General features: G+C 52.2%; 21 protein-coding genes and 2 pseudogenes. 16 read left to right on the forward strand and 7 right to left on the reverse strand.

Features of this window, described 5'->3' with window-relative positions; translation table 11 throughout:
- Window positions 1-145: 145 nt before the first annotated feature.
- The 3 genes from PUZ33_RS23640 to PUZ33_RS23650 all read right to left on the reverse strand — a co-directional run bounded on the left by PUZ33_RS23640 (window position 146) and on the right by PUZ33_RS23650 (window position 3,753).
- A complete protein-coding gene (locus PUZ33_RS23640; RefSeq protein ID WP_046889698.1) occupies window positions 146-1,087 on the reverse strand; it encodes an ABC transporter substrate-binding protein in 942 nt (313 codons plus the stop codon).
- Between the two features lie 153 nt (window positions 1,088-1,240).
- Complete coding sequence (locus PUZ33_RS23645) at window positions 1,241-2,236, reverse strand: ABC transporter permease subunit (RefSeq protein ID WP_058681400.1); 996 nt, start codon at window positions 2,234-2,236, stop codon at window positions 1,241-1,243.
- Window positions 2,233-3,753: a sugar ABC transporter ATP-binding protein gene (locus PUZ33_RS23650; protein ID WP_058681399.1), complete on the reverse strand. Its 1,521-nt coding sequence runs from the start codon at window positions 3,751-3,753 to the stop codon at window positions 2,233-2,235. The genes PUZ33_RS23645 and PUZ33_RS23650 overlap by 4 nt, the downstream gene beginning before the upstream one ends.
- Before the next feature lie 181 nt (window positions 3,754-3,934).
- Here PUZ33_RS23650 and PUZ33_RS23655 point away from each other — a divergent pair, with 181 nt between their 5' ends.
- From PUZ33_RS23655 to PUZ33_RS23730, 16 genes and pseudogenes are all read left to right on the forward strand, one after another.
- Window positions 3,935-6,214: a hybrid sensor histidine kinase/response regulator gene (locus tag PUZ33_RS23655; protein ID WP_058681398.1), complete on the forward strand. Its 2,280-nt coding sequence runs from the start codon at window positions 3,935-3,937 to the stop codon at window positions 6,212-6,214.
- A 106-nt stretch (window positions 6,215-6,320) separates the two neighbouring features.
- On the forward strand, window positions 6,321-8,642 hold the full coding sequence (locus tag PUZ33_RS23660) for a type VI secretion system Vgr family protein (protein WP_274205375.1): 2,322 nt from the start codon (window positions 6,321-6,323) through the stop codon (window positions 8,640-8,642).
- Window positions 8,639-9,142: a DUF4123 domain-containing protein gene (locus PUZ33_RS23665; RefSeq protein WP_050491985.1), complete on the forward strand. Its 504-nt coding sequence runs from the start codon at window positions 8,639-8,641 to the stop codon at window positions 9,140-9,142. Before PUZ33_RS23660 ends, PUZ33_RS23665 begins: the two co-directional genes overlap by 4 nt.
- On the forward strand, window positions 9,136-9,480 hold the full coding sequence (locus PUZ33_RS23670; RefSeq protein WP_058681237.1) for a hypothetical protein: 345 nt from the start codon (window positions 9,136-9,138) through the stop codon (window positions 9,478-9,480). Before PUZ33_RS23665 ends, PUZ33_RS23670 begins: the two co-directional genes overlap by 7 nt.
- A 114-nt stretch (window positions 9,481-9,594) precedes the next feature.
- A complete protein-coding gene (locus tag PUZ33_RS23675; protein WP_252107880.1) occupies window positions 9,595-10,251 on the forward strand; it encodes a Tox-REase-5 domain-containing protein in 657 nt (218 codons plus the stop codon).
- Complete coding sequence (locus PUZ33_RS23680; RefSeq protein ID WP_058681236.1) at window positions 10,248-10,967, forward strand: Imm52 family immunity protein; 720 nt, start codon at window positions 10,248-10,250, stop codon at window positions 10,965-10,967. Before PUZ33_RS23675 ends, PUZ33_RS23680 begins: the two co-directional genes overlap by 4 nt.
- 484 nt (window positions 10,968-11,451) lie before the next feature.
- Window positions 11,452-11,577: a DUF6402 family protein gene (locus PUZ33_RS23685; protein WP_235836516.1), complete on the forward strand. Its 126-nt coding sequence runs from the start codon at window positions 11,452-11,454 to the stop codon at window positions 11,575-11,577.
- A 371-nt stretch (window positions 11,578-11,948) separates the two neighbouring features.
- Window positions 11,949-12,140, forward strand: a complete 192-nt coding sequence (locus tag PUZ33_RS23690; protein ID WP_058681234.1) for a hypothetical protein — start codon at window positions 11,949-11,951, stop codon at window positions 12,138-12,140.
- Window positions 12,141-12,201: 61 nt separating this feature from the next.
- Window positions 12,202-12,918: an Imm52 family immunity protein gene (locus PUZ33_RS23695; protein ID WP_058681233.1), complete on the forward strand. Its 717-nt coding sequence runs from the start codon at window positions 12,202-12,204 to the stop codon at window positions 12,916-12,918.
- 13 nt (window positions 12,919-12,931) lie between these two features.
- Window positions 12,932-13,189: pseudogene (locus PUZ33_RS23700) on the forward strand (type VI secretion system tip protein VgrG); the annotation flags it as partial.
- Between the two features lie 125 nt (window positions 13,190-13,314).
- Window positions 13,315-14,085 (forward strand): Tox-REase-5 domain-containing protein, encoded by a 771-nt coding sequence (locus PUZ33_RS23705; RefSeq protein ID WP_058681231.1) that lies wholly within the window; start codon window positions 13,315-13,317, stop codon window positions 14,083-14,085.
- A complete protein-coding gene (locus tag PUZ33_RS23710; protein WP_058681230.1) occupies window positions 14,082-14,801 on the forward strand; it encodes an Imm52 family immunity protein in 720 nt (239 codons plus the stop codon). The genes PUZ33_RS23705 and PUZ33_RS23710 overlap by 4 nt, the downstream gene beginning before the upstream one ends.
- A gap of 3 nt (window positions 14,802-14,804) precedes the next feature.
- Window positions 14,805-15,111, forward strand: a pseudogene (locus PUZ33_RS23715) (type VI secretion system tip protein VgrG); the annotation flags it as partial.
- A gap of 333 nt (window positions 15,112-15,444) precedes the next feature.
- Window positions 15,445-15,894: a type VI secretion system baseplate subunit TssE gene (tssE, locus tag PUZ33_RS23720; protein WP_058681228.1), complete on the forward strand. Its 450-nt coding sequence runs from the start codon at window positions 15,445-15,447 to the stop codon at window positions 15,892-15,894.
- A gap of 28 nt (window positions 15,895-15,922) precedes the next feature.
- Window positions 15,923-17,239: a VasL domain-containing protein gene (locus PUZ33_RS23725; protein ID WP_058681227.1), complete on the forward strand. Its 1,317-nt coding sequence runs from the start codon at window positions 15,923-15,925 to the stop codon at window positions 17,237-17,239.
- A 119-nt stretch (window positions 17,240-17,358) separates the two neighbouring features.
- Window positions 17,359-17,838, forward strand: a complete 480-nt coding sequence (locus PUZ33_RS23730) for a hypothetical protein (protein ID WP_058681238.1) — start codon at window positions 17,359-17,361, stop codon at window positions 17,836-17,838.
- Window positions 17,839-17,872: 34 nt separating this feature from the next.
- Here the strand turns inward: PUZ33_RS23730 and PUZ33_RS23735 are convergent, their stop codons facing one another.
- The 4 genes from PUZ33_RS23735 to PUZ33_RS23750 form a co-directional block, all read right to left on the reverse strand.
- Entirely contained in the window at window positions 17,873-18,436 is a 564-nt protein-coding gene (locus PUZ33_RS23735) for a DJ-1/PfpI family protein (protein ID WP_072203672.1), read from the reverse strand.
- A gap of 217 nt (window positions 18,437-18,653) precedes the next feature.
- Complete coding sequence (locus PUZ33_RS25310; RefSeq protein ID WP_047023104.1) at window positions 18,654-18,872, reverse strand: Ecr family regulatory small membrane protein; 219 nt, start codon at window positions 18,870-18,872, stop codon at window positions 18,654-18,656.
- The gene (locus PUZ33_RS23745; protein ID WP_058681225.1) at window positions 18,869-20,101 is read right to left on the reverse strand and encodes a sensor domain-containing diguanylate cyclase; all 1,233 of its coding nucleotides are present in this window, start codon (window positions 20,099-20,101) and stop codon (window positions 18,869-18,871) included. Before PUZ33_RS23745 ends, PUZ33_RS25310 begins: the two co-directional genes overlap by 4 nt.
- Window positions 20,102-20,184: 83 nt before the next feature.
- The gene (locus tag PUZ33_RS23750) at window positions 20,185-22,323 is read right to left on the reverse strand and encodes a putative bifunctional diguanylate cyclase/phosphodiesterase (protein WP_058681224.1); all 2,139 of its coding nucleotides are present in this window, start codon (window positions 22,321-22,323) and stop codon (window positions 20,185-20,187) included.
- Window positions 22,324-22,671: the final 348 nt, after the last annotated feature.

Here is a 22,671-nt window from a genome sequence, read left to right on the forward strand (position 1 = left end):
CAGACTGTCTGTAAAGGCACGATGAGGTCTCTTCTGATTTGTTAGCGCAACCAGTAGATCACACTTCATCGTGCTTTTCATTTTTCTGGGGAACCCTCAGCCCTGTGGGAGAGGGTTAGGGTGAGGGCATCGGGCCGCGCAATTGTTACTTAACCGTCCACCCCTTATACGTGCCGACGTTCTTTTTATCGATCATCGTCACCGGGATCAGCACAGGCGCTTTCGGCGCCGGTTTGCCCTGTAGAATGTCATAGCCGATCTCAACCGCTTTTGCCGCCATGACCTGCGGATCTTGTGCCGGCGTCGCCACAAACAGGGAGTTTTCCCGCTTCAGGGCTTCTTCGCCGTCCGGGCTACCGTCCACACCAACGATAAAGAACTCGTTGCGTTGCGCTTGTTTCGCCGCCAGATCGGCACCGATCGCGGTCGGATCGTTAATCGCGAAGACGCCATCGATCTTCGGATTGGCCGCCAGCAGCGAGGTCATGACTTCCAGACCCCCTTCGCGGCTGCCCTTGGCGTTCTGGTTATCGGAGAGTACTTTGATATCCGGGTGTTTTTTGAACTCTGTCTGGCAACCTTCCACACGGTTCTGGACGGCAGAGACCGGCGGTCCGTTGATGATCACCACATTGCCTTTGCCGTTCAGGCGGTCGGTGATGTACTTACAGGCCATTTCGCCCGCCTGGGTGTTATCAGAGGTGATCGTCGCGTCTGCACCTTCTGCCGCCACGTCAACCGCGACCACCACGATCCCGGCCTCTTTCGCGCGTTTCACCGCCGGGCCGATCCCTTTAGAATCTGCGGCGTTGAGGATGATCATGTCCACTTTGGCGGCAATAAAGTTGTCGATCTGCGCCACCTGCTGGCCCAGATCGTACCCGCTGGAGACCAGCGTCACTTTGACGTTATCCCCCGCCAGCTTGCGCGCCTCCAGCTCGGCACCTTTGGTGATCTGCACGAAGAACGGGTTGGCCAGGTCACCCACCGTTACGCCGATGGACTTCAGATCTTTCGCCTGCGCAAACGGTGTTGCGGCAAGCAGCGCGCCAGCACAGAGCGCGGTCACTAAAGGCTTCAATCTCATGCTCTCTTCCTCACGTAGGGTTTCCCGTCATCCTTCTGGGCGCAGATGCGTTGGCTGCGCTCATTCACCCGAATCACTTACTACAGTAAGCTCATCGGGATTCACTCACTTGCCGCCTTCCTGCGACCAGAATGATTTAGGGAAATATTGTTGTTATGCACTTTGATGGTGTCGGGTACGGTATTTGTCGATCAGCACCGCAATGATGATCACCGCCCCTTTGATCACCAGTTGCCAGAAGTAGGAGACGCCCATCAGCGTCATGCCGTTGTTGAGAGTGGCGATAATCAGCGCTCCCACCAGCGTGCCGGTGATCGTGCCGATCCCGCCAACGAAGCTGGTGCCGCCGAGGATCACCGCCGCAATCGCATCCAGCTCGTAACCCATGCCCAGGTTTCCGTTGGCGCTGTAGAGGCGCGACGCGCTCATCACACCGCCTAACCCGGAGAGCAGGCCGCTCATGCCATACACAAACAGCAACACCAGCCAGACTTTGATGCCCGTTAAGCGTGCCGCCTGCATGTTGCCGCCTACCGCATAGATGTGAACGCCAAGCGTAGTGCGACGCAGGATAAACCAGCACACCACAATCACCGCCAGGGCAATCACCACCAGCCACGGCACGGGGCCAAGATAGTTATTGCCTATCCACTCAAAATTGATGTTCGAGTTAATTACCGTCGTGCCATCGGCCAGCAGGTACGCTACGCCCCGCAGTGCCGTGTAGGTGCCGAGGGTGACAATAAACGGCGGTAGTCCGGCAAAGGCCACCAGCGCGCCGTTGAACAGCCCCAGCACCAGTCCGAGCATCAGCGCGGCGGGAATAGAGAGCCCGGCGAATTCCGGTATTAACGACACCACCATCGCGGCGACAGCCGTGGTACCCAGAATAGACCCGACGGAGAGGTCAATCCCCCCGGTCAGGATGATGAAGGTCATCCCTGCCGCCAGCACGATGTTGATCGACGCCTGGCGGGTAATGTTGAGCAGGTTGCTTTCGGTAAAGAAGTTAGGGGCGATAAAGCCAAAAACCGCCACGATCAGGATGAGAATGGGCAAAATGCCGACCGTTTGCATCAGATCGCTCATCAGCATTTTTTTGGCGGAGGCAGATTTTGCCACCTGCTGCGGATGGGTTGGAGTTGTCATAGTTGCACCGCCTGATGATGTGAGTCGTTCACGCCGGTTGCCAGCGTCATGATGTTTTCCTGAGAGATGTCGTGTCCGTGGAGCTCCCCGGCGATGCTGCCTTCACGCATGACATAGACGCGGTCGCTCATGCCCACCACTTCCGGCAGTTCGCTGGAGATCATCAAAATCGCCACGCCCTTGCGCGCCATCTGGTTCATGATGCGGTAGATTTCGCTTTTTGCGCCGACATCGACACCGCGCGTCGGTTCGTCGAGGATCAGAATACGCGGGCCAATTGCCACCCAGCGGGAGATCAGCAATTTCTGCTGATTACCGCCTGACAGACCGCCCGCGCGGACCTGTGCGTGAGGCACGCGGATATTCAGCAGGGCGATGGCATCGTCAGAAATGGACTGCGCTTTTTTGCGGTTAAGCATGCCGAAGGTGGCGTCGCGCTCCAGCGTCGCCATGGTGATGTTCTCCTGCGCCGCCAGCTCCAGGAACAGCCCCTGCTCCTTGCGGTTCTCGGTAAGAAAACCGATCCCGTTTTCAATGGCCGCGCGCGGGGAGTGGATCACCACCGGCTCGCCGTCCACTTCAATCATTCCGCCCGTGGCTTTACGTACGCCAAAGATGAGCTGTGCCAGCTCGGAGCGACCGGCACCGACCAGCCCCGCCAGGCCGACGATTTCCCCTGAGCGCACCTGCAGGCTGCAGGGCTGGACTTTTTTACCGTCGGTGAGGTGATGCACGTTAAGACGCGGGTTGCCGAGCGGGATATCGCGCTCTTTGTTGAACAGATCGCTTAAGGGGCGACCCACCATCATTTTCACCAGCTCAGATGCGTTCAGTTTGTCGCGCGTCAGGCTACCGACGTATTGCCCGTCACGCAGGACGCTGACCCGGTCAGAGAGTTCGTACACTTCCGCCATGCGGTGGCTGATATAGATGATCGCCATCCCTTCATCACGCAGGCGCAGGATCAGCTCAAACAGACGATGGGTTTCACGCGAGGAGAGGGCGGCAGTGGGTTCATCCATCACCAGAATGCGGCTGTTACGGTGCAGCGCGCGGGCGATTTCCACCTGCTGTTGCTCGGCGATAGTCAGCTTCATCACCAGGTCGGTGGCGTTGAAGTTTGCACCCAGACGGTCGATGACCGTCTGAGCCTGGGCGGCCATCTCTTTACGCTGCACCAGTCCGCCGCGCGAGAGTTCGCTGCCAAGAAAGATGTTTTCCGCAACCGTCAGGTTGGGGGCGAGCTGCATCTCCTGATAGATCAGGGTAATGCCTGCGGCCAGCGCATCCTTCGGGCCTTTAATGTGATACGGCTGACCGTCAATCAGGATCTCGCCGCTGGTCGCGGTGTAGGCGCCCGCGAGGATCTTCATCAGCGTGCTTTTTCCCGCGCCGTTTTCGCCCATCAGCGCGTGGATCTCACCGGGAAAGACCGTCAAATCCACACCCTTGAGCGCGTGGAAGTTGCCAAACGTTTTGGCAATGCTGCGCATCTCCAGTACCGGGGTTCTGCTCATGGCGGATCTCCTGTGAAGGTTGATATCTGCACTTCATCACAGGTGCGTAAATGCAAAATGTCAGAAGCCGTTCATATTTGTCATAGTTATGAATAGCTAATCGCCGTCACATTTCTCTTTTCCCTCTGCCTGTGGGAGAGGGCCAGGGTGAGGGCACCCATTTGCAGAGGAGCCCAATCCCATGCCATCACGCTCGCCGTTCTTCGCCAGCGCCCGCGGTCGTCTGCTGATCTTTAATCTGTTGGTGGTGGCGGTGACGCTGATGGTCAGTGGTGTGGCGGTGCTGGGTTTTCGGCATGCCAGCCAGATCCAGGAACAGGTACAACAGCAGACGCTGGATGACATGACCGGCAGCATGAACCTCGCCCGCGATACCGCCAGCGTGGCAACCGCGGCGGTACGGCTTTCGCAGGTGGTGGGGGCGCTGGAATACAAAGGAGAGGCCGAGAGGCTGAAGCAGACCCAAATGGCGCTGCGGCACTCGCTGGAACAGCTCGCAGATGCGCCCTTAGCGCAGCAGGAGCCGGGGCTGGTGGCGCGCATTATTCGTCGCAGTAATGAGTTACAGCAAAGCGTGACGGGCATGCTGGAGCGCGGACAGCGGCGCCATCTGCAGCGTAACGCGCTGCTTAGCTCGCTGTATCAAAGCCAGAGCTATTTACGCCATCTGCAGGATATTAACCGTCGGTTTGGCAGCAACATCCCGGATGCGCAGCAGCTTGCGGAAATGGACAGGTTGATTCTCGCCGCCATCGATACCCCCTCACCGCGCGCCACCCTACAGCAGCTGGACGCCGTTACCGCAACGTTGCCCCAGCGCGCGACGCAGCCCGTGGTGAATCTTGTTTTGCCCGATTTCAACGACGAGCTGCGCAGGCTTGCCCCGCTGTCAAAGCAGCTTGAAGAGAGCGACCTGGCGATAAGCTGGTATATGTTCCACATCAAGGCGCTGGTGGCGATATTAAACAGCGATATCAATCAGTACGTTGAGCAGGTGGCGGAGGCTTCCCGGCTGCGTACGGCCCAGAGTCATCAGGAGCTGCGGTCCATCAGCGTATTTATCAGCATATTCGCCGTACTGGCGCTGATCATCACCGGCTGCGCCTGCTGGTATATCTACCGCAATCTGGGCTCCAACCTGACGGCGATCTCCCGGGCGATGTCGCGTCTTGCCCATGGCGAGCAGGACGTTTCGGTGCCCGCGCTGCAGCGGCGTGATGAGCTGGGAGAGCTGGCTCGCGCGTTTAACGTCTTTGCCCGCAATACCGCCTCGCTGGAGCACACCACCCGTCTGTTGAAAGAGAAAACCTCCCAGATGGAGATCGACCGCATCGAGCGTCAGGGACTGGAGGAGGCGCTGCTGCACAGTCAGAAGATGAAGGCCGTTGGTCAACTGACGGGCGGGCTGGCACATGATTTCAACAACCTGCTGGCGGTGATAATCGGTAGCCTGGAGCTGACCGATCCCGACTCCAGTGATGCCCCACGTATCGCCCGCGCGCTCAATGCCGCCGAGCGCGGTGCGTTGCTGACCCAGCGTCTGCTGGCTTTTTCTCGCAAGCAATCCCTGACTCCGCATGCGGTAGAGATGAAACCGCTGCTGGAGAATCTCAGAGAGCTGATGCGCCACTCCTTGCCCGCCACCCTGAGCCTGGAGATAGAGGCTCAATCCCCGGCCTGGCCAGCGTGGATAGACGTTGGCCAGCTCGAAAACGCCATTATTAACCTGGTGATGAACGCCCGCGACGCGATGGAGGGGCAGACGGGCGTGATTAAGATCCGCACGTGGAATCAGCGCGTCACTCGCAGCGACGGACGCAGGCAGGATATGGTGGCGCTGGAGGTGATCGACCGCGGCAGCGGTATGACGCAGGAGGTCAAATCCCGGGTGTTCGAGCCGTTCTTCACCACCAAGCAGACCGGCAGTGGCAGTGGTTTAGGGCTGTCGATGGTGTACGGTTTTGTGCGTCAGTCCGGCGGCCGCGTCGAAATTGAAAGCGCGCCGGGACAAGGCACCACCGTGCGGCTCCATCTGCCGCGCTCAACGCTGCCCGTCGTCCCTGAAGATGAAACGCACTCTGCCACCGCATCCGCTGAAAACGAACGGCTGGTGCTGGTCCTGGAAGATGAGGCCGATGTTCGTCAGACCCTGTGCGAGCAACTGCATCAGCTTGGCTACCTGACCCTTGAAGCGGAAAGCGGTGAGCAGGCACTGAACATGCTGGCGGCCTCGCCGGATATCGGCATGTTTATCAGTGATCTGATGCTGCCGGGCAGCCTGAGCGGGGCGGAGGTGATTAACCACGTGCGCAGCCACTACCCGCAACTGCCGGTGTTGTTGATCAGCGGTCAGGATTTACGTCCGACCCACAACCCACAGCTGCCGGATGTAGCACTACTGCGTAAACCGTTTACCCGCGTACAGCTGGCGCAGGCGCTGCGGAAGGTGATTGTAATTTGAGGTTTCGCCGTTATTTTCAGAATTTGACTCCTGTTTCAGTTATTTACAGCAATGTCTCATCATGCAACCATTCTGATTTAACCCTACATTAAATCAGGTCTTTGTTATGGACAACTGGCTGGTGCTTTTCGACGGACAGACCCGCTACACACTGGAAATCAACGACTCACCCGTCACGCCCGACGTGCTGAAGTTTACTGGGCACGAGGCCCTCAGCGAGTCCTTTCGCTGGACCATCGATTTTACCACCCCGCAGAACAATCTCGCCCCGGAACAGGTGCTGATGAAATACGCCACCCTGCGTATGCGCAGCGGCAAGGCAGTGCACGGCATCATCACCCGCCTGGAGTGGATTTCCACCACCGCTGACCAGTCGCATTATCAGGTGGTGCTCAGTTCCCGTCTGGCGCTGCTCAGCCGCACCCGCCAGTGCCGCATTTTCCAGCACCAGCCGGTGCCGGAGGTGGTGGAGCAGGTACTGCGCCAGCATGGATTTGAAGGCGCAGATTTCGATTTCCGTCTGGAGCGTGTATATCCGGTGCGGGAACTGATTACCCAGTGGCGGGAGACGGACCTCGAATTTATTCAGCGCATACTTTCAGAGGTGGGGATTTTCTGGCGCACGGAAATGGACGAGGCGCGCGGGCTGGATATTTATATTTTTGCCGACAGCCAGCTGAACTACCGGTTTGACGTACGCCTGCCGTACCGCGAGCCGTCCGGGCTGTATGACGGGGCACAGGAGTCGGTGTGGGACGTGCGCACCCGGTATAAGGTGGTGCCGGGCATGGTCAGCGTACGGGATTACAATTACCGTACCGCCGGGACACCGATGGACGCGACGGTAAGCGTGCGCAGTGACGCGATGACCACCGGAGAGCACTACCGCTACGCAGAGCCTTACCGGGAGGCGGGCGACGATGCTGACCCGGAGCCGGAGACCGAATCCGGCGCCTTTTATGCCCGTATCCACCATGAGCGGGAGCTGAACGCCTCGGCGCGTGTTCATCTGGAGAGTAACGCCGCCGGCCTGCTGCCGGGCCAGGTGCTGGAGCCGCAGGGCGAGGTGATTCGTGCGCTGCAGGAGGGCGTGGTCATCACGGAGGTGAAGTACCATGCCGCCCGCGACACCCGCCTGCACGTGTCCGTCGACGGGATGCCCTACACGGAACGTTACTGCTTCCGCCCGGCGGAAACAGCGCGCCCGGAGGTACACGGCACGTTGCCTGCCCGCATCGAGAGCCGGGAGAAAAATGACATCTGCGCGCACCTGGATGAACAGGGGCGCTACCGCGTCAGACTGGATTTCGACCGGGACGAGGCAGAGCAGGGATTCGCGTATCTGTGGCTGCGGATGGCGAAGCCGTACAGCGGTGGGACGTACGGCTGGCACACCCCGCTTCTTGACGGCACCGAAGTGGCCATCGCGTACAGCAACGGCGACATCGACCTGCCGTATATCTCCCACGCCCTGCACGATTCTGAACACCCGGACCACGTCACCCGCGACAACCACACCCGCAATGTGCTGCGCACGCCCGCGAACAACAAGCTGAGGATGGAAGACCGGCGCGGCGAGGAGCATATCAAACTTGCCACGGAGTACGGCAAAACCCAGCTGAATACCGGGCATCTGGTGGATGCGCAGGCGAAACCCCGTGGCAAGGGGTTTGAACTCAGAACCGATGAGTATGGCGTGATTCGCGTCGCAAAAGGGCTGTTTATCACCGCGGACGGGCAGCAGAAGGCGGCGGGTGAAGTACTGGAGATGGAGACCGCCCTGAAGGAAATCGACGTCTGCCTGCAGCAGCTCCGGCAACTGGAGAAGGCGGCGGAGCAGGCGCAGGCGCTGAAGGCGGACATTGACAGCCAGATACAGATGTTTGACAAGCGCCTGAAGCCGCTGAATGAAACCCTGCTGTTCTCCGCGCCGGAAGGAATGGCATTCACCAGCGGTGAGCATATGCAGATGACCGCCGCGAAGAATGTTGCCATTAACGCCGGAGGTGATATCAGCACCGGCGTCACGGGCAACATGACGGCGCTGGCGGGAGAAAAGCTCGGGCTGTTCGCCAGAACGGGCCAGCTGAGCCTGAAAGCCAGCGAAGGCCCGGTGGAGGTACAGGCGCAGAACGGGAAAATGGCGCTGTTTGCAGAGAAGAAGCTGACGATGAGCTCGGCGAGCGACATCACGTTTGCGGGGAAAAAGCGCATCACGCTGACTGGCGGCGGGAGCTACCTGCGGCTGGAGGCGGGGAAAATTGAGTACGGCACCCTGGGGACGTACCTGCGGCGGACGAAGCGGACGATGGCGGCGGGTGCGGCCTCAGTACCGGTTAAATCCATGACAGGGGGCGGTATATGCCTCAGTTGCCTGATGAAGGCGGTAATGAATGGTGACACCTTTGTCATAAGGGGCGAGTCATGAACAGCATCAGCTTCAGTCTCACCGCGCAACATCTGATCCACTCAACAAAAGTGACATTACTTGCCCTGGTGGACGGCCTGCAATATGAGCGGTATTTCGGTGAGGAACTGTCAGTTCAACAACCTGCCGCCATCCCCCTGTTCGATACCTGTCCGGATTCGCGTATTGCTTTTGCGGGACCGTGGATCATTGAGATGAACAGCGTAATGGATTTCAGAGAAAAGCTGTGCGGGCTGGAAGCCGCGCTGCCGTCAGTTTCCTGGATGGTATCTTCTTCCACGCTTACCGAGCTGGTTGCGCATTTCAGAAAATATATGAACGTCGAGCTGCCGGATGGCCGGGCAGCGTTGCTGCGTTTTCAGGATCCACGCGTTCAGGTGCGTCTTGGCGCAACGCTGGACGATCTGCAACACCGTGACCTGACCGGTTTACTGCAGGAGTGGCTGACTACGGTGGACGGAAAAGTCTGGTCATTCAGGCAAAGGGGGTTCATATGCTGAAGCTGTCTGAAGAGCAGTGTGCAGGTGTGCACAAAATGGAAGATGAAGATTTTGTTCGCGATACTGCGCAAAGACTGAAAAGGAAATTTCCGGGGATTAACGAACCGGATGACACGTTCCATGTTCGCCTGAGAAATGCACTGGATTATGCCAGTACGCTCCCGCTGACCACAAAAAATGTGCGGCGGGATTTTTTGCTGCTTGAGGCATTCTGGCCGGGTTTTTATCTGAAGCCCGAAGTGGATAAATGGCTGAGAACCCCAAACGGCTATTCAACTGACCAACGGGTGGAAGACTATATGCATGTGATGATAAACAGGGAAAGGAGAGGACTCTGATGGTTATGATCCCACCAGTAATTAACGGGGGAATGGGAGGCGCAGCTGCCGGAAGTGCCGGTACGGCTGGTGGTGCGACCGGAACATCAACCTTTCCCGGAGCAGGAGGCAGCCATGGAGGCTGGGAAGATGAGGATATGTCTTATCCTGGTTCAGGAAGTGCGCAGTCCCGGAGCCAGGGGGGATTTGATTACTAGGGAAAAAACCTATGATCCGATACTGAATGATCCGATGGCCGTCAGCGCGGAGACGCACGGTGATTTCTGGGAGGACGACATGGACTACTCAGAAACGGTAAGTTATGAGGGCGTCGAGACCAGAGCCGGCGCACAGGCGAAGACGGATGAAAAGACCTGTGAAAACTGCCCGCCGGAAGGGAAAGTGATGCCGATGGTGAGGCGTTGTTCGCGATGGAGTATGGTTACAATCAGCTACCAGACAAGAATATGTGGCACGTTTTATAATCCGGAAACCAAGCACATACAGGAATTTAAATACTGCGGCGTATCATTTGACGGCTGGAAAGATAAGCTGTGTCAGTTCTGGGAGGCGAAGGCGCGGTATGATCAGTTTTTCAGAGCTGATGGATCGAAAAAAACTTGGTGGACAGGTAACCAAAGCGCAATCAATCAGGCATCCCGTCATCAAGCGGTTGCAACCGTGAATCAGCCGTTAAAAATTGTCTGGATATTTATGCAACCTGTAAGTCATGAATATTTCAGAAAGATCTTCATTGATTACAAAGATATTATTACGAGGTGGCAACCATGAGTGAACTTTTTAATGTTTCAATAAATATACATTCTTTGAAAGAAAGTAATATTGAAATAAGAGACTGTTTTAATGAGTTATATAGGAGTGCCAAACTTGTTAAAAAACTTACTCGACGTGAACATACTTGGTACTTAACTGGTTATTCAAAAAAAGAAGCTTTAAAATATGCAGTGTTTAATGGCGATGAACCGAGCCAGAATGCAATAGATATTTTTGAGCGGCATTATAAAAAAAATAGCCCATTAATTAATGAGTCTATATGGAATGGTCAAGCTGACGGGATTGCTTGCTCAATATCACATTTCATGAAGTTTATAGACAACCCTAAAAAATCAAATATTATTATAGATATAGATCAGCAGGTTTCTCATACATCTGATATGATTGATTCATTGTCATTATTAGCCAAAGGAGAGAGCAGAAGGTGGATAAAAGTTGATTCGAAAGGTTATTGGCGAAAAGATCGCAATGTTTTCCCTGATCGGGTATATGTAGGATGGATGCTATATATTCCTCATTTGGTCTTGCCTGAGTTAATTCCAGGGGCGGCAAAAATTGTGCCAGTTATAGAAAATGAGCATCAAAAAGGAACAATAATTGTTTCAACGGAAGAAATATTTGATGGGAATAATAAAGAACACATTGGCAAAGCCAACGACATTGAAATAAGACTCTTGGATCTTGGACTTCTACCGTTGATGACAGAACTTTGATTTTATTATCCTGTAGAGGGAGACGGACCTGGAATTTATCCTGTGCATCCTCTCCGTAACGGGGATTTTCTGGCGCACGGGGATTGATGTGACGGTGAGCGCACAATGACGCCGTGACTAGCGGAGAGCACATGCAGATGAGGCGATTTCAATAAAAATGTGATATCTCTTGGGTACACTGATGATGTTATGGAATTAGATAAAACGTCCCAAATCAATCTCATTCCAATAGGAAACAAACTAGATGCCATAAACGATTGGTATGGTGCAATGGGAACTCAAATCTTAAAGTAAGTATTCGTGGAATGAGGTAAACCAGACAAGAAAAAAATTCTTTATTGTAGATAAATTGAGATTCTACCTGAAGGATACCTATGAATTCGTTGATAAAGACCGCATTCTCAACAAAGAAGAAACTGGCATTTACATGTCTACATACTTATCTGGTTTGTGAGGACATCTGGTGAGGGATTTTTCAGGATTTGTGTCTGTTTTTAATAAAGACTTTCGGAAGTGGCAAGAGAAACCTGATTCAGATGGAGATTATATTGTTTTTTCTGATGTATTATGGATCTCATCGAGAGAAAGCGCCAAGGAGATTCCTCTGTAAATGAAAATCAAAAAAGCACACCTTGCATATTTTATTATTAATTACGAGGGTGGTTTTACCTTCTACTTTGTTTGTCAATGAAAAAAACAAAGGTATTTGATGCAATAAGACCTGATGAAAAATACAAGGTAAATGTATATCATATTAAAATAATATCTCCATTATCATTTTATAAATATATAAAGGATGAGGGTTATTTTTTTTGTGCGATGTTGACGGGGGGCTTTTTAAGCCTTCTCCATTTTACGGCACATCTGAAGTTGCAGCATATGATGCTATTGAATTTTCATACGACACAGATAAAGAACTTCTTTACCCTGGTAAAGTAGGTTATGACGGCTATGTTTTAAAATAAACTCCAGCCAAATCATATGAACTATAAATCACCTTCACTTAACCATGGGCGCGAACTGAACCGCTCGGCGTTTGCTCACCTTGAAAGCAACGCCGCCGGCCTGCTGCCGGGTCAGGTGCTGGAGCCGCAGGGCGAGGTGATTTGCGCGCTGCAGGAGGGCGTGGTCATCACGGAGGTAAAGTTGTCTGGTTTTTTATGCAACCAGTGAGTTATCGATACTTCTCGAAAATGTTTAAAGATTTTAAAGATATAATTACAAGGTGGGTGCCATGATAAGAATATCAGCAAATGTTTACTATGATGATACTCGTTCTCCAGATGTTGAATTGTGTCTCGATGAGTTATTTCATATTTCAATGGCGATAGATTTATTATTAAAAACAAGAAAAAGATGGTATGAAAAGGGATATTCAAGAAAGCAAGCACTTGAACATGTAGTATTTAACCATGGCAAAGCCGGGCCTGGGGTGATTGAGAAATGGCGTAACCAAATAAAAAAAGAATATCCGCTAATTATTGAGGGTGTATGGGATGGTGAGATTGATAGTAAAATATGTTCAATAAATTACATAAGGAAGCACATCGATAATATTAAAAAAACCAATTTGGATGTTAGTGTTACATGTGATCAAGGTGAAATAAATACAAATAGAATCATTGAATTTATGATTTCTTTAGTTTCTAATAAAGAACATGCATATGCTGTTATAAATACAAATGGCTACTGGAATTATGGTAATAATGTTTTTCCTGATCGGATTTGTGTCGGATGGATGATTTTTATTTCGGCAATAATCTTACCAGAACTAATTCCTGAGGCTGCCAGAGTTATCCCTGTAATGGATGATACAAAACAAAAAGGAACAATCGTTGTTTCTACCGAAGAGATATTTGATGGAAATAATAAAGAACACATAGGCAAAGCTAACGATATTGAAATTAAGCTTCTGGATCTTGGCTTGTTGCCACTGATGACAGAGCTTTAATTATGACAGTCGCGAAGTAGGGATTTACTGGCGCACGGAGATGGACTACGTGCGCGGTCTGGATACGTACATCCTGGCTGACAGCCAGCTTCACTATCAGTTTGATGTGCGCCTGCCCTACAGCGAGCCATCGGGGTTGTTCGACGGCGCGGCAGAACCAGTCTGGGATGTGCGGACCTGGCACAACATAGCCACCGGCACCGTCGCCACGCGTGATTACAACTACCGGACAGCCTTCACGCCGATGGATGCGACGGTCAGCGTGCGTAATTGGCCTGGTTTTTATCTGAAGCCCGAAGTGGATATATGGCTGAGAACCCCAAACGGCTATTCAACTGACCAACGGGTGGAAGACTATATGCATGTGATGATAAACAGGGAAAGGAGAGGACTCTGATGGTTATGATCCCACCAGTAATTAACGGGGGAATGGGAGGCGCAGCTGCCGGAAGTGCCGGTGCGGCTGGTGGTGCGACCGGAACATCAACCTTTCCCGGAGCAGGAGGCAGCCATGGAGGCTGGGAAGATGAGGATATGTCTTATCCTGGTTCAGGCAATGGGTCGCGTCAGGGGACCGGAGGGTTTGGTTATCAGGGAAAACAGTATGATCCCATTCTGAATGAACCGATGGCCGTCAGCGCAGAGACGCACGGTGATTTCTGGGAGGACGACATGGACTACTCAGAAACGGTAAGTTATGAGGGCGTCGAGACCAGAGCCGGCGCACAGGTGAAGACGGATGAAAAGACCTGTGAGAACTGCCCACCGGAAGGGAAAGTGATGCCGATGGTGAGACGTTGTTCACGCTGGAGTATGGTGACGATAAGTTACCAGACGCGTATTTGTGGCACGTTTTATAATCATGAAACGCAACAGATTCAGGAGTTTAAGTACTGTGGCGTGTCGTTTGATGGCTGGAAGGATAAGCTGTGTCAGTTCTGGGAGGCGAAGGCGCGGTATGATCAGTTTTTTAACGCCGATGGTACAAAAAAACGTTGGTGGACTGGAAATGTAAGCGCTATAAATCAAGCATCAAGACACCAGGCTGTCGCAACAGTTAACCAGCCTTTAAAGGTCATCTGGATATTTATGCAGCCTGTAAGTCAGAGATACTTTGCTGAGCTGTTTTTACCCCTTAAGGACATTTTGACACGGTGGATACCATGACGTCTTTGTTCAATACTGAGATAAAAGTATATTTTGAAAATGATGAGGCGATTCAGGTTGATAAAAGCCTTATAGATATGTTTGAAGTGTCCAGAGAGACTGAAAAACTTCTTGGGAAAAATAAGAAATGGTTTTTTACTGGCTATTCTAAAAAAGATGCTGTGAAAAGCATTGCCTTTAATGAGTCAGGTCCAACAGACAATGCTTTTAATATAGTGGGCAAACATTATAATAAACATAAACCGTTAATAAATGAAAGCATATGGGATGGTGGGGAAGAAGGTGATTCTTGTTCCATTTCTCATTATATGATGTTCATCCTAAATCCCAACAAGGGATTACTTGTTATAGGTATGGATGAAAAGGTCAATGAAGTTGAAAAAATGATTTCCATGGTGAGATATTTATCTTGCTCAAGGGGGAGGTCATATATTTCTGTCGATTCGAAAGGGTATCATCTCCATAAGCGCAATGTGTTTCCTGATCGAATTTATGTGGGGTGGATGATTTATATTCCATCAATAGTATTGCCAGAATTAATTCCTGAAGCGGCAAAAATAGTACCGATTATAGAGAATGCGAAACAGAAAGGAACAATTGTTGTTTCAACCGAAGAAATATTCGATGGGAGTAATAAAGAACATATCGGCAAAGCTAACGATATAGAAATAAAACTTCTGGATCTAGGTCTGTTGCCGTTAATGACAGAACTTTAATTTTATCCACCACGTGAAATGATTATGTCATGAAGAGACGGACCGGGAATTTATTCAGCGCATACTGTCAGAAACCGGGATTTTCTGGCGCACGGAAATGGACGAGCCGTCCGGGCTGTATGACGGGGCACAGGAGTCGGTGTGGGACGTGCGCATCCGGTATAAGGTGGTGCCGGGCATGGTCAGCGTACGGGATTACAACTACCGTACCGCCGGGACACCGATGGACGCCACGGTGAGCGTGCGCAGTGACGCGATGACCACCGGAGAGCACTACCGCTACGCAGAGCCTTACCGGGAGGCGGGCGACATTGATTTTAAAATAAAAACCTGATGACAGATAAAGAGTTGTAATGAATGCAAAGGCAGTATTCCCGAGGTGTCCTTTTGTTCGCTTGATGCAACAATCAGATGCATGAATAATGAGATGGACGCCCCTTTATTAGTTATTGGTTATTATCTATATGTTCTATTTTTGGTATGATACAAATCCACTTCGAGTTATTTTGATTATTTTCTCGTGTTTGGCCAGATATGGTATAGTGGCTGTTGGTGGTATTGTAAAAAAGAAAGGCTTCTGAAAATAAAGAAAGCACAATAAAGCATGTGATTTGTGCTTCGCTACAGGACTTAACGGATTATCATGAATTATAAATATCTATCTCTATATGAAACGCTTACTGGTAATTTTACAGGAGATCTTCCCGTGGTTCAGGTAAGTGAAGAAGACCAGGTCATTTTATCTGTACTGGACAATATTCAGCGTATCCTCAATTCAAGAGCCGAAGCCATTTCACATTTGCCTGACTACGGTTTGCCTGATATGACAAAAATCCTTCAGGGCATGCCCGGAACCGCACATCAACTAACAGCGACTTTATCGAATGTCTTATTAAAATACGAACCCCGGTTGCAGTCGATGAGTGTGACTTTACTGGAGCAGCATGTTCCTGGTGAACTGAGATACACCATAGATGCGGAACTGAAAGGTGTCGGACTGGTTCGCTATGGTACCGAGTTTATGCCAGAGGGCAAGGTTCTGCTCCGTCATCTGAAGCAGCAAAACTATGTTGATAAACGTTCCTGTTTTTGAATTTCTGCGACCTGGCAAGGACAGCATGATGAATCCGGTAAACACCCACCACCTCAAAACCGGCGGCGACCCGCGTACGCTTGCGGATTACGCCGCCCTGCGTGACGAAATGAACAAACTGACCCATCCGGCGCGACCGGACATCAACTGGCCGCAGGCGGAAAAGCTCTGTCTGTCGCTTTTTGAGCACAACGGGGTGGAACTGCAGACCGCGGCCTGGTATACGCTCGTCCGAACGCATCTGGCCGGTCTGTACGGCATGAACGAAGGACTGGCAATACTGGACGCACTCCTCTCCCGCCAGTGGGACAATATCTGGCCGCAGCCTGTGCATGCGCGTATGGAAATTCTCAGCGCGCTCAGCAGGCGGTTACAACAGACGATGCGCACCCTCACGCTGACCTGTATTGACCTCAGCCAGTTGTACCAGACAGAAGAGCACCTGAACGCACTGGGCGACATATTGCAGCGTCTTGAACTGAGGCATGCCAGCCAGCTCGATGCCCTGCGTACCCAGGTCCATAACGCGGCGGTACGGCTGGAAAACAGCGACGGCGGGCAGGAGGCGGGCGGTGCTGTTCTCCCGGCCAGCTTTCCGACCCCGGCAGAACACGTCAGGTGGGTCTATGTCGCGCAGCCGGAGCCGCTGCCGGACAGGCAGGTGATGACCGCGCCGCCTCCGGTGAAGCCCTGGAAGCCATTTGTCGCCGGAATGGCGACCATGCTGGTGATTGCCAGCTCGGTGGCATGGGGATGGCAGACGATGCATACACCAGACCCGGCTCAAACACAGCTCGATGCCACTCTGGCGCCTTTACCTGACGAATTATCCAAAGCGCAGTTGCAGGCGCTGCGACACGCGTCACCATCACCCGTGGCAGGGCTTAGCAAGACGCAAAATCGGCTAGCACAGCTTAGGGAACTGAAACCTGACTGGGCATGGCGCTACGGCGATAGCCTGGTGCAGCAGGCGCTGATCCTTTGGCCGCAAGAGGCGAAACCGCTGGCGCAACAGTGGCAGCAGCAGGTTAACGTTGCTGCACTTCCGCAGCCATATCTGACTGGCTGGCATCAGGGAATGACCCAATTGCAACAACTGGCGAACCGGCTTAACGCACTTGATGAACAGCGGGGTAAGTACATGACGGTCAGCGAGCTGAAATCAGCGGTATTTACCATGATGCAGGCATTTAACAGTGCCGTGCCTGCAGAGGAACAACTGCGACAGCTGGCAGATCTTCCTGAAAACCAGCCGTGGCCTGTCGCGCAGCAGAGCCAGACAGAACAGCATCTGCAGCAGTTGATTGCTCGTTATGCCCTGATGAAACAAAAAACGGCGGAATAGCTACAAAGGGTTCCCTCGTTTAAGAAGGCAAGGAAACATCCGGGAAGATAAAAATGGCCGGTCAGCGCAGGGGGCGCTGATCCTGGTTTAACCGTGTGAAAGAGAACAGAGGCAACAACGTGTCAGCCAGAGAACGTTTCTTTAAAAAAGTGCAACAGAGTAGCAAGAACATAACGTCAGGTAACACCTCAGTTGAGGCTGAAATCGTTGAATTCTGCGAGCGGTTAGAGGGGCTGGCGCAGCAAATCATTGAGTGGTTTGCGGGCACCAGCATTGAAGTCACGTTATCACGTCAGTATCTTCACGATCTGAGCACATTAGGTTATAGCCTGAGCAGCGGAATTTGCCGCTATGAGATAGCGACTATCCTTCTGCAGAATGGCGAGCGTTGTGTCAGTATCGTGCCAGAGCAGCTCTTCCGTGCAGGAGAAACGGGGTGTGTAAGAATGCGTGTTGAAGCTCCGGGCTTTCGTGAGGTGTTTTATCTGAGCATGGCGCCGGAAGCGGGCTGGTTTATCCGGCGCGAGTTTCAGAGCATTAAAGAGCGTGCTCTTTTGACGGAAGAACGCTTTTTTGTTGCGGTCGATCGTCTGGCTTGAAGAGCGTATGTAAAGAGCAGGTTGCCTTGCTGGCCTATTCCAACAACTTCGCAAATTTCGCCAGCCACTGCGGATGCGCAGGCCAGGCCGGCGCGGTGACCAGGTTACCATCAACGTGAGCCTGATCGATACCGATATCGGCATACTCGCCGCCGCTGAGTCGCACTTCAGGCGCACAGGCCGGGTAGGCGCTACAGGTTCGTCTTTTTAAGATCCCGGCGGCGGCCAGCAACTGTGGGCCATGGCACACGGCCGCAATCGGTTTGTGCGCGGCATCAAATGCCTGCACCAGCTTCAGTACGTCATCATTTAACCGCAGGTATTCAGGCGCTCTGCCGCCAGGGATCAGCAGGGCGTCATAGTCCTGCTCGTTAACGGCGGAAAAATCGGCATTGAGGATAAAACGGTGCCCCGGTTTTTCGCTATACGTCTGAGCACCGTCGAAATCATGGATAGCGGTCATGACATAGTCACCCTTCGCTTTATCCGGGCAGACGGCGTCAACCTGATGGCCAATCATCTGTAAGGCCTGAAAAGGGACCATGGTTTCGTAATCTTCGGCGTAATCGCCCACCAGCATCAGGATCTTCTTGCTCATCATTTTCTCACCTTTATGGATAACGACGTTTTAGATATAGCCTGGTGTAGCGCAAATGTCGGAAATAAAAAAGCCCGTCAGAGCACGGGCAAAATAAGCAAGTGATTTAGCAATTCGTTACCAACATAATGGAGGATAACGGCGCATATCTTACGCGCCTGTTGAGTTGGCCGATACCTGATAATTTCGGTAGGTGAAACAACGGATTAAACGTGCGTTACAGCGCGTCGAAAGTGGGGTAAATGCTGTTTTCAATATATTCCGCCACTAACCAGATCTCGCCGCTGAAGATAAACCAGAATCCGAAAATAATAAGCATTAAAATAATTATGGTGAGGATTATTTCTGTTCTTCCCATTGCAGACGATACCCACCCATAGTCTTTTTCATCAAGATGGGCATTGTAGCGGGGCTTTATCCAATACACCAGTTTCATGCCGCCAGGACTTTATTTCGGCCATCATTCTTGGCGCGATAAAGCGCGTCATCTACCCGTTTAAAGAGATCGTCGATACTCTCATCCTGGTTGTGCCGCGCCACGCCAATGCTGACCGTAAATCGCGGCAGGCCGGGGATCGAGATGCGGGCAACCGCTGCCCGGATCGTTTCGGCGATTTGCATTGCAGTATCGAGAGAGGTACGTGGCTGCAGAATGACAAACTCCTCGCCTCCCCAGCGGAACACGAAATCCTCTTTCCGGCTACAGGCCTCCAGGGTACGTGAAAGCGCGATGAGCACTTCATCCCCCTTCAGATGACCAAAAACGTCGTTGATATTCTTAAAGTGATCGGTATCCACCAGCAGTAAACTGAATTGCTGCTGTAGAGGCAGGTGCGTGAGATTCATTTGCTCAGCGATAATATAGAACTGTCGCCGGTTGAGCAGGCCCGTCATGGCATCCTGTAACGCGGCATGTTCCAGCTCAAGCTCCAGCCTTTTTTGCTCGGTGATGTCATGGATAATGCACAACATCAGTTTATCCCCGTAGATCTCAATTGGTCCGGCATAGGTCTGAACATGGCGGGTTGATCCATCGGCAAGGCGGTGCACAAAGTTGAGTGGCTTATGCCCACCCGGCAGAGCGGCGATTTCGCTCATCACTGGGATCACATCGCGCCCCAGAGTGTTGATCTCCCAGGTATGCTTGCTGCACATCTCCTCGTGCGAGTAGCCATAAAAGTTAAGCGCGGCCAGATTGGCATCAACAATTTGGCCGTCGCGAGCAGGGTCGATCAGCAACATCGGGGCGCTGTTTGTCAGAAAAAAGCGAGCATAGAATCCTTGCTTTTTTCGCTGGTAAGTAGCGGAGCGGCTCGCTTTAAGCCCGGTCGGTGCCGGATGTGAAATCCCTTCAAAAACGATAATGTCGCCGTACGGCGCATGGTGGGTCAGCGAAAGACGACAGCTCAACGCGGTTTCATGCCCGTCGCGCCAGACAGTCCAGATCTCGACAATCTCCTGGTCCGTTTTCAACTCAGGGATATACATCGACAGCACGTCTTGCGCATTGGCTGAGAAAGCGCCTTTTCGCAGATCATCCACCGTTTTATCCCCCATCACCTGAACCGCGGCCGTATTCGCAAAAATAATATGGCCGGAAACGGGGGAGATCAGCCACACGGGGGTTTTAATGACATTCAGCGCATCAAAATAATTTTGCGACATAAGGAATTCCTGTACATCGGCACAATATGCCTGACGATCACGACGGAATCGACTCGCGTGGACTCCTCTGAACCATACTCCAGTTAACCCTGTGTAGCATGATTTTTTTGTGAAACAAAAGCGGATTCCGAATGAATTTTACCAATTGGTATAATCTGTTTCTGTGAATTAATCTGCAGCAGTAGCCACGGGATCTGTTCGGCAGGCAAAGGTCTGGCGAACAGAAAACCCTGCAAATAATCACACCCGAGCTCTGTTAACACCGCTCGTTGCTCTTCTGTTTCGATCCCTTCGGCAACAACATACATCTCCATGGTCCGGGCAATATTAATAATGGTCTCCACCAGCTTGCGGTTTTTCTCATTTTCCAGCATTGACGTCACAAAGCTTTTGTCGATTTTGAGCTCTTTTGCCGGAAGCACGCTGAGCATAAGCAGATTAGAATAACCGGTGCCAAAATCATCAATAGAGACGGTGATCCCGGCCTGGTTGAATGCACTCAGTAATTCGATACTGCGGTCGAGATTTTTAAGGGCAGTGCTCTCCGTGACCTCAAGGATGAGCCGGGAAGGAGAAAGATTATATTTCTGCAACAGAGACGATACGGTCTGAAAGATATCCGGCTGTTCAAACTGTACAGGGGATAAGTTAAAAGACAACGTCCAGTGGGCAAAACCTTGTTCAGTCCAGAAATACAGCTGACGGCATGCGGCCTCAATCGCCCAGTTACCCACGGGAATAATTAAACCCGTCTGTTCAAGCGAAGGTAAAAACAGATTCGGCAGTAGCACGCCTTGTTCGGGATGTCGCCAGCGAAGAAGCGCCTCAAAGCCGTGGATAGTTCTCTCTTCAGCGTGCCAGGTGGGTTGATACCACAGCTCAAACTGATCGCGCTCAAGCGCCTGCGTGAGTTCCTGCAAAAAACCGGGGTTAGCCGGGATCGCCGTCGACATCTCTGTCCGGTAGACCTCCCAGTCGTTTTGGCCTTGCTTTTTAACGTACTGCATTGCTGCATCTGCTTTTAGCTTTAACTCATGCAGCGTTTCGCCATCCTGCGGATAACGACTGACGCCTGCGCTGAGCGTTGTACTCAGCGTATGCCCGCATACGGAAAGCGGGCGGCGCACATCGTCGAGCAGCGTTGAGAGGAGGGACTGGAGTTTGTCGTCATCACATTCTGGAACCAGAAGAATAAAAGCATCGCCCCCCAATCTTGCCAGGGTCATCTCACGGGTAAGCCTCGCCGTGATGCGCTGCGCAATGGTGATTAACAACTCATCCCCGACGTGATGTCCCCAGGTGTCATTAACCTGTTTAAAGTGATCAACGTCGAGGAAGATCACGGCAAATTGCTTATTGCTAAGCATCGCGCTGCGCAGGCAATCCTGCATGCGCAGATCCATCTGGTGGCGATTAGCAAGGCCGGTAAGGGCATCAAACCGTGCCTGTAGTTCAAGCTGTCGATTGAGCGCCTGAAGGTTGTCCGTGAGCCGGTTGGTACGCCAGTGGGAATCAATGAGTGAGATAATCAACATCATGCCGAGCAGGCACAGCGTGGTGACCGACACCCCTATCGATAATCCCAGTTCGCTGATACCGCCGGGTAGGGTATGAGCCATATCACTGAACTGAGCGGCCCGCATGCCGGTGTAGTGCATGGCGCAGATGGCAGCGCCCAGAACTAAAGCGGCGAGAATGCGATTGATAAAGATCCCTTTTCGCTGATGCCGCAGGTGAAAAGCCAACCAGAGCGCGGCACCGGAGGCCATTACGGCAATCAATACGGATAAACCGATGATGGGGTGATCCCAGATGATGGGGCTGTCCAGCATCAGTGCGGCCATACCGATATAGTGCATTGACACCACGCCTGCGCTCAGAATTAAGGTAGAGAGAAGCAGTCTGAAGGGCGAAAGGCGAGCGCCCGTCACGGCAATATTCATTGCCAGCATAGACGCCACCACCGCGACGCCCATTGAGGCGAGGGTTAACCAGAGGTTGTAGCTCATGATCATGGGCATTTTCATCGCTAACATACCAATGAAATGCATCGACCAGATCCCGACGCCCAGCGTAAGCCCTCCGGCAAAACGCCAGAACAGAGCGGCCTTCCCGCTGGAAAGCGGGATTTTCCCAGCATTCTCCAGGGCCACAAACGAGGCGATAAAGGCCACAAGATAAGAGATGGCTATTAACACTGGGTCCCACGATACATTGAGCATTATGCAATCCCACGCCAAAGGGGTTACTGATTTCGCCAACCGGGACAGATCTTTATCTGGCTGCGTGCAGGCGAGTTCAAACAATATTAGTTATAGGGTACGTAAAACGGCCCGCACTATTAAAACGCAAAACTGTAAGCAATATAAAATATATTCTCAGTTCTAACTTGTTAAGCACAGCTAAACAAGGACAGTTAATTGCAACAAAGTCTCTAAAATAGGGTGGTGATTAACCCATTTAGCCGCAGGTGATGGTATCGCTTAAGTTCGTGTCAGACCAGTATCACAGTATCCATGGCACAATATTTCCCACAATACGCTTTTTTTATCTCACTTAAGTTAAATTGC

Source organism: Enterobacter cloacae complex sp. 2022EL-00981, assembly GCF_028737495.1.
GTDB classification, from domain to species: Bacteria; Pseudomonadota; Gammaproteobacteria; order Enterobacterales; family Enterobacteriaceae; genus Enterobacter; species Enterobacter cloacae.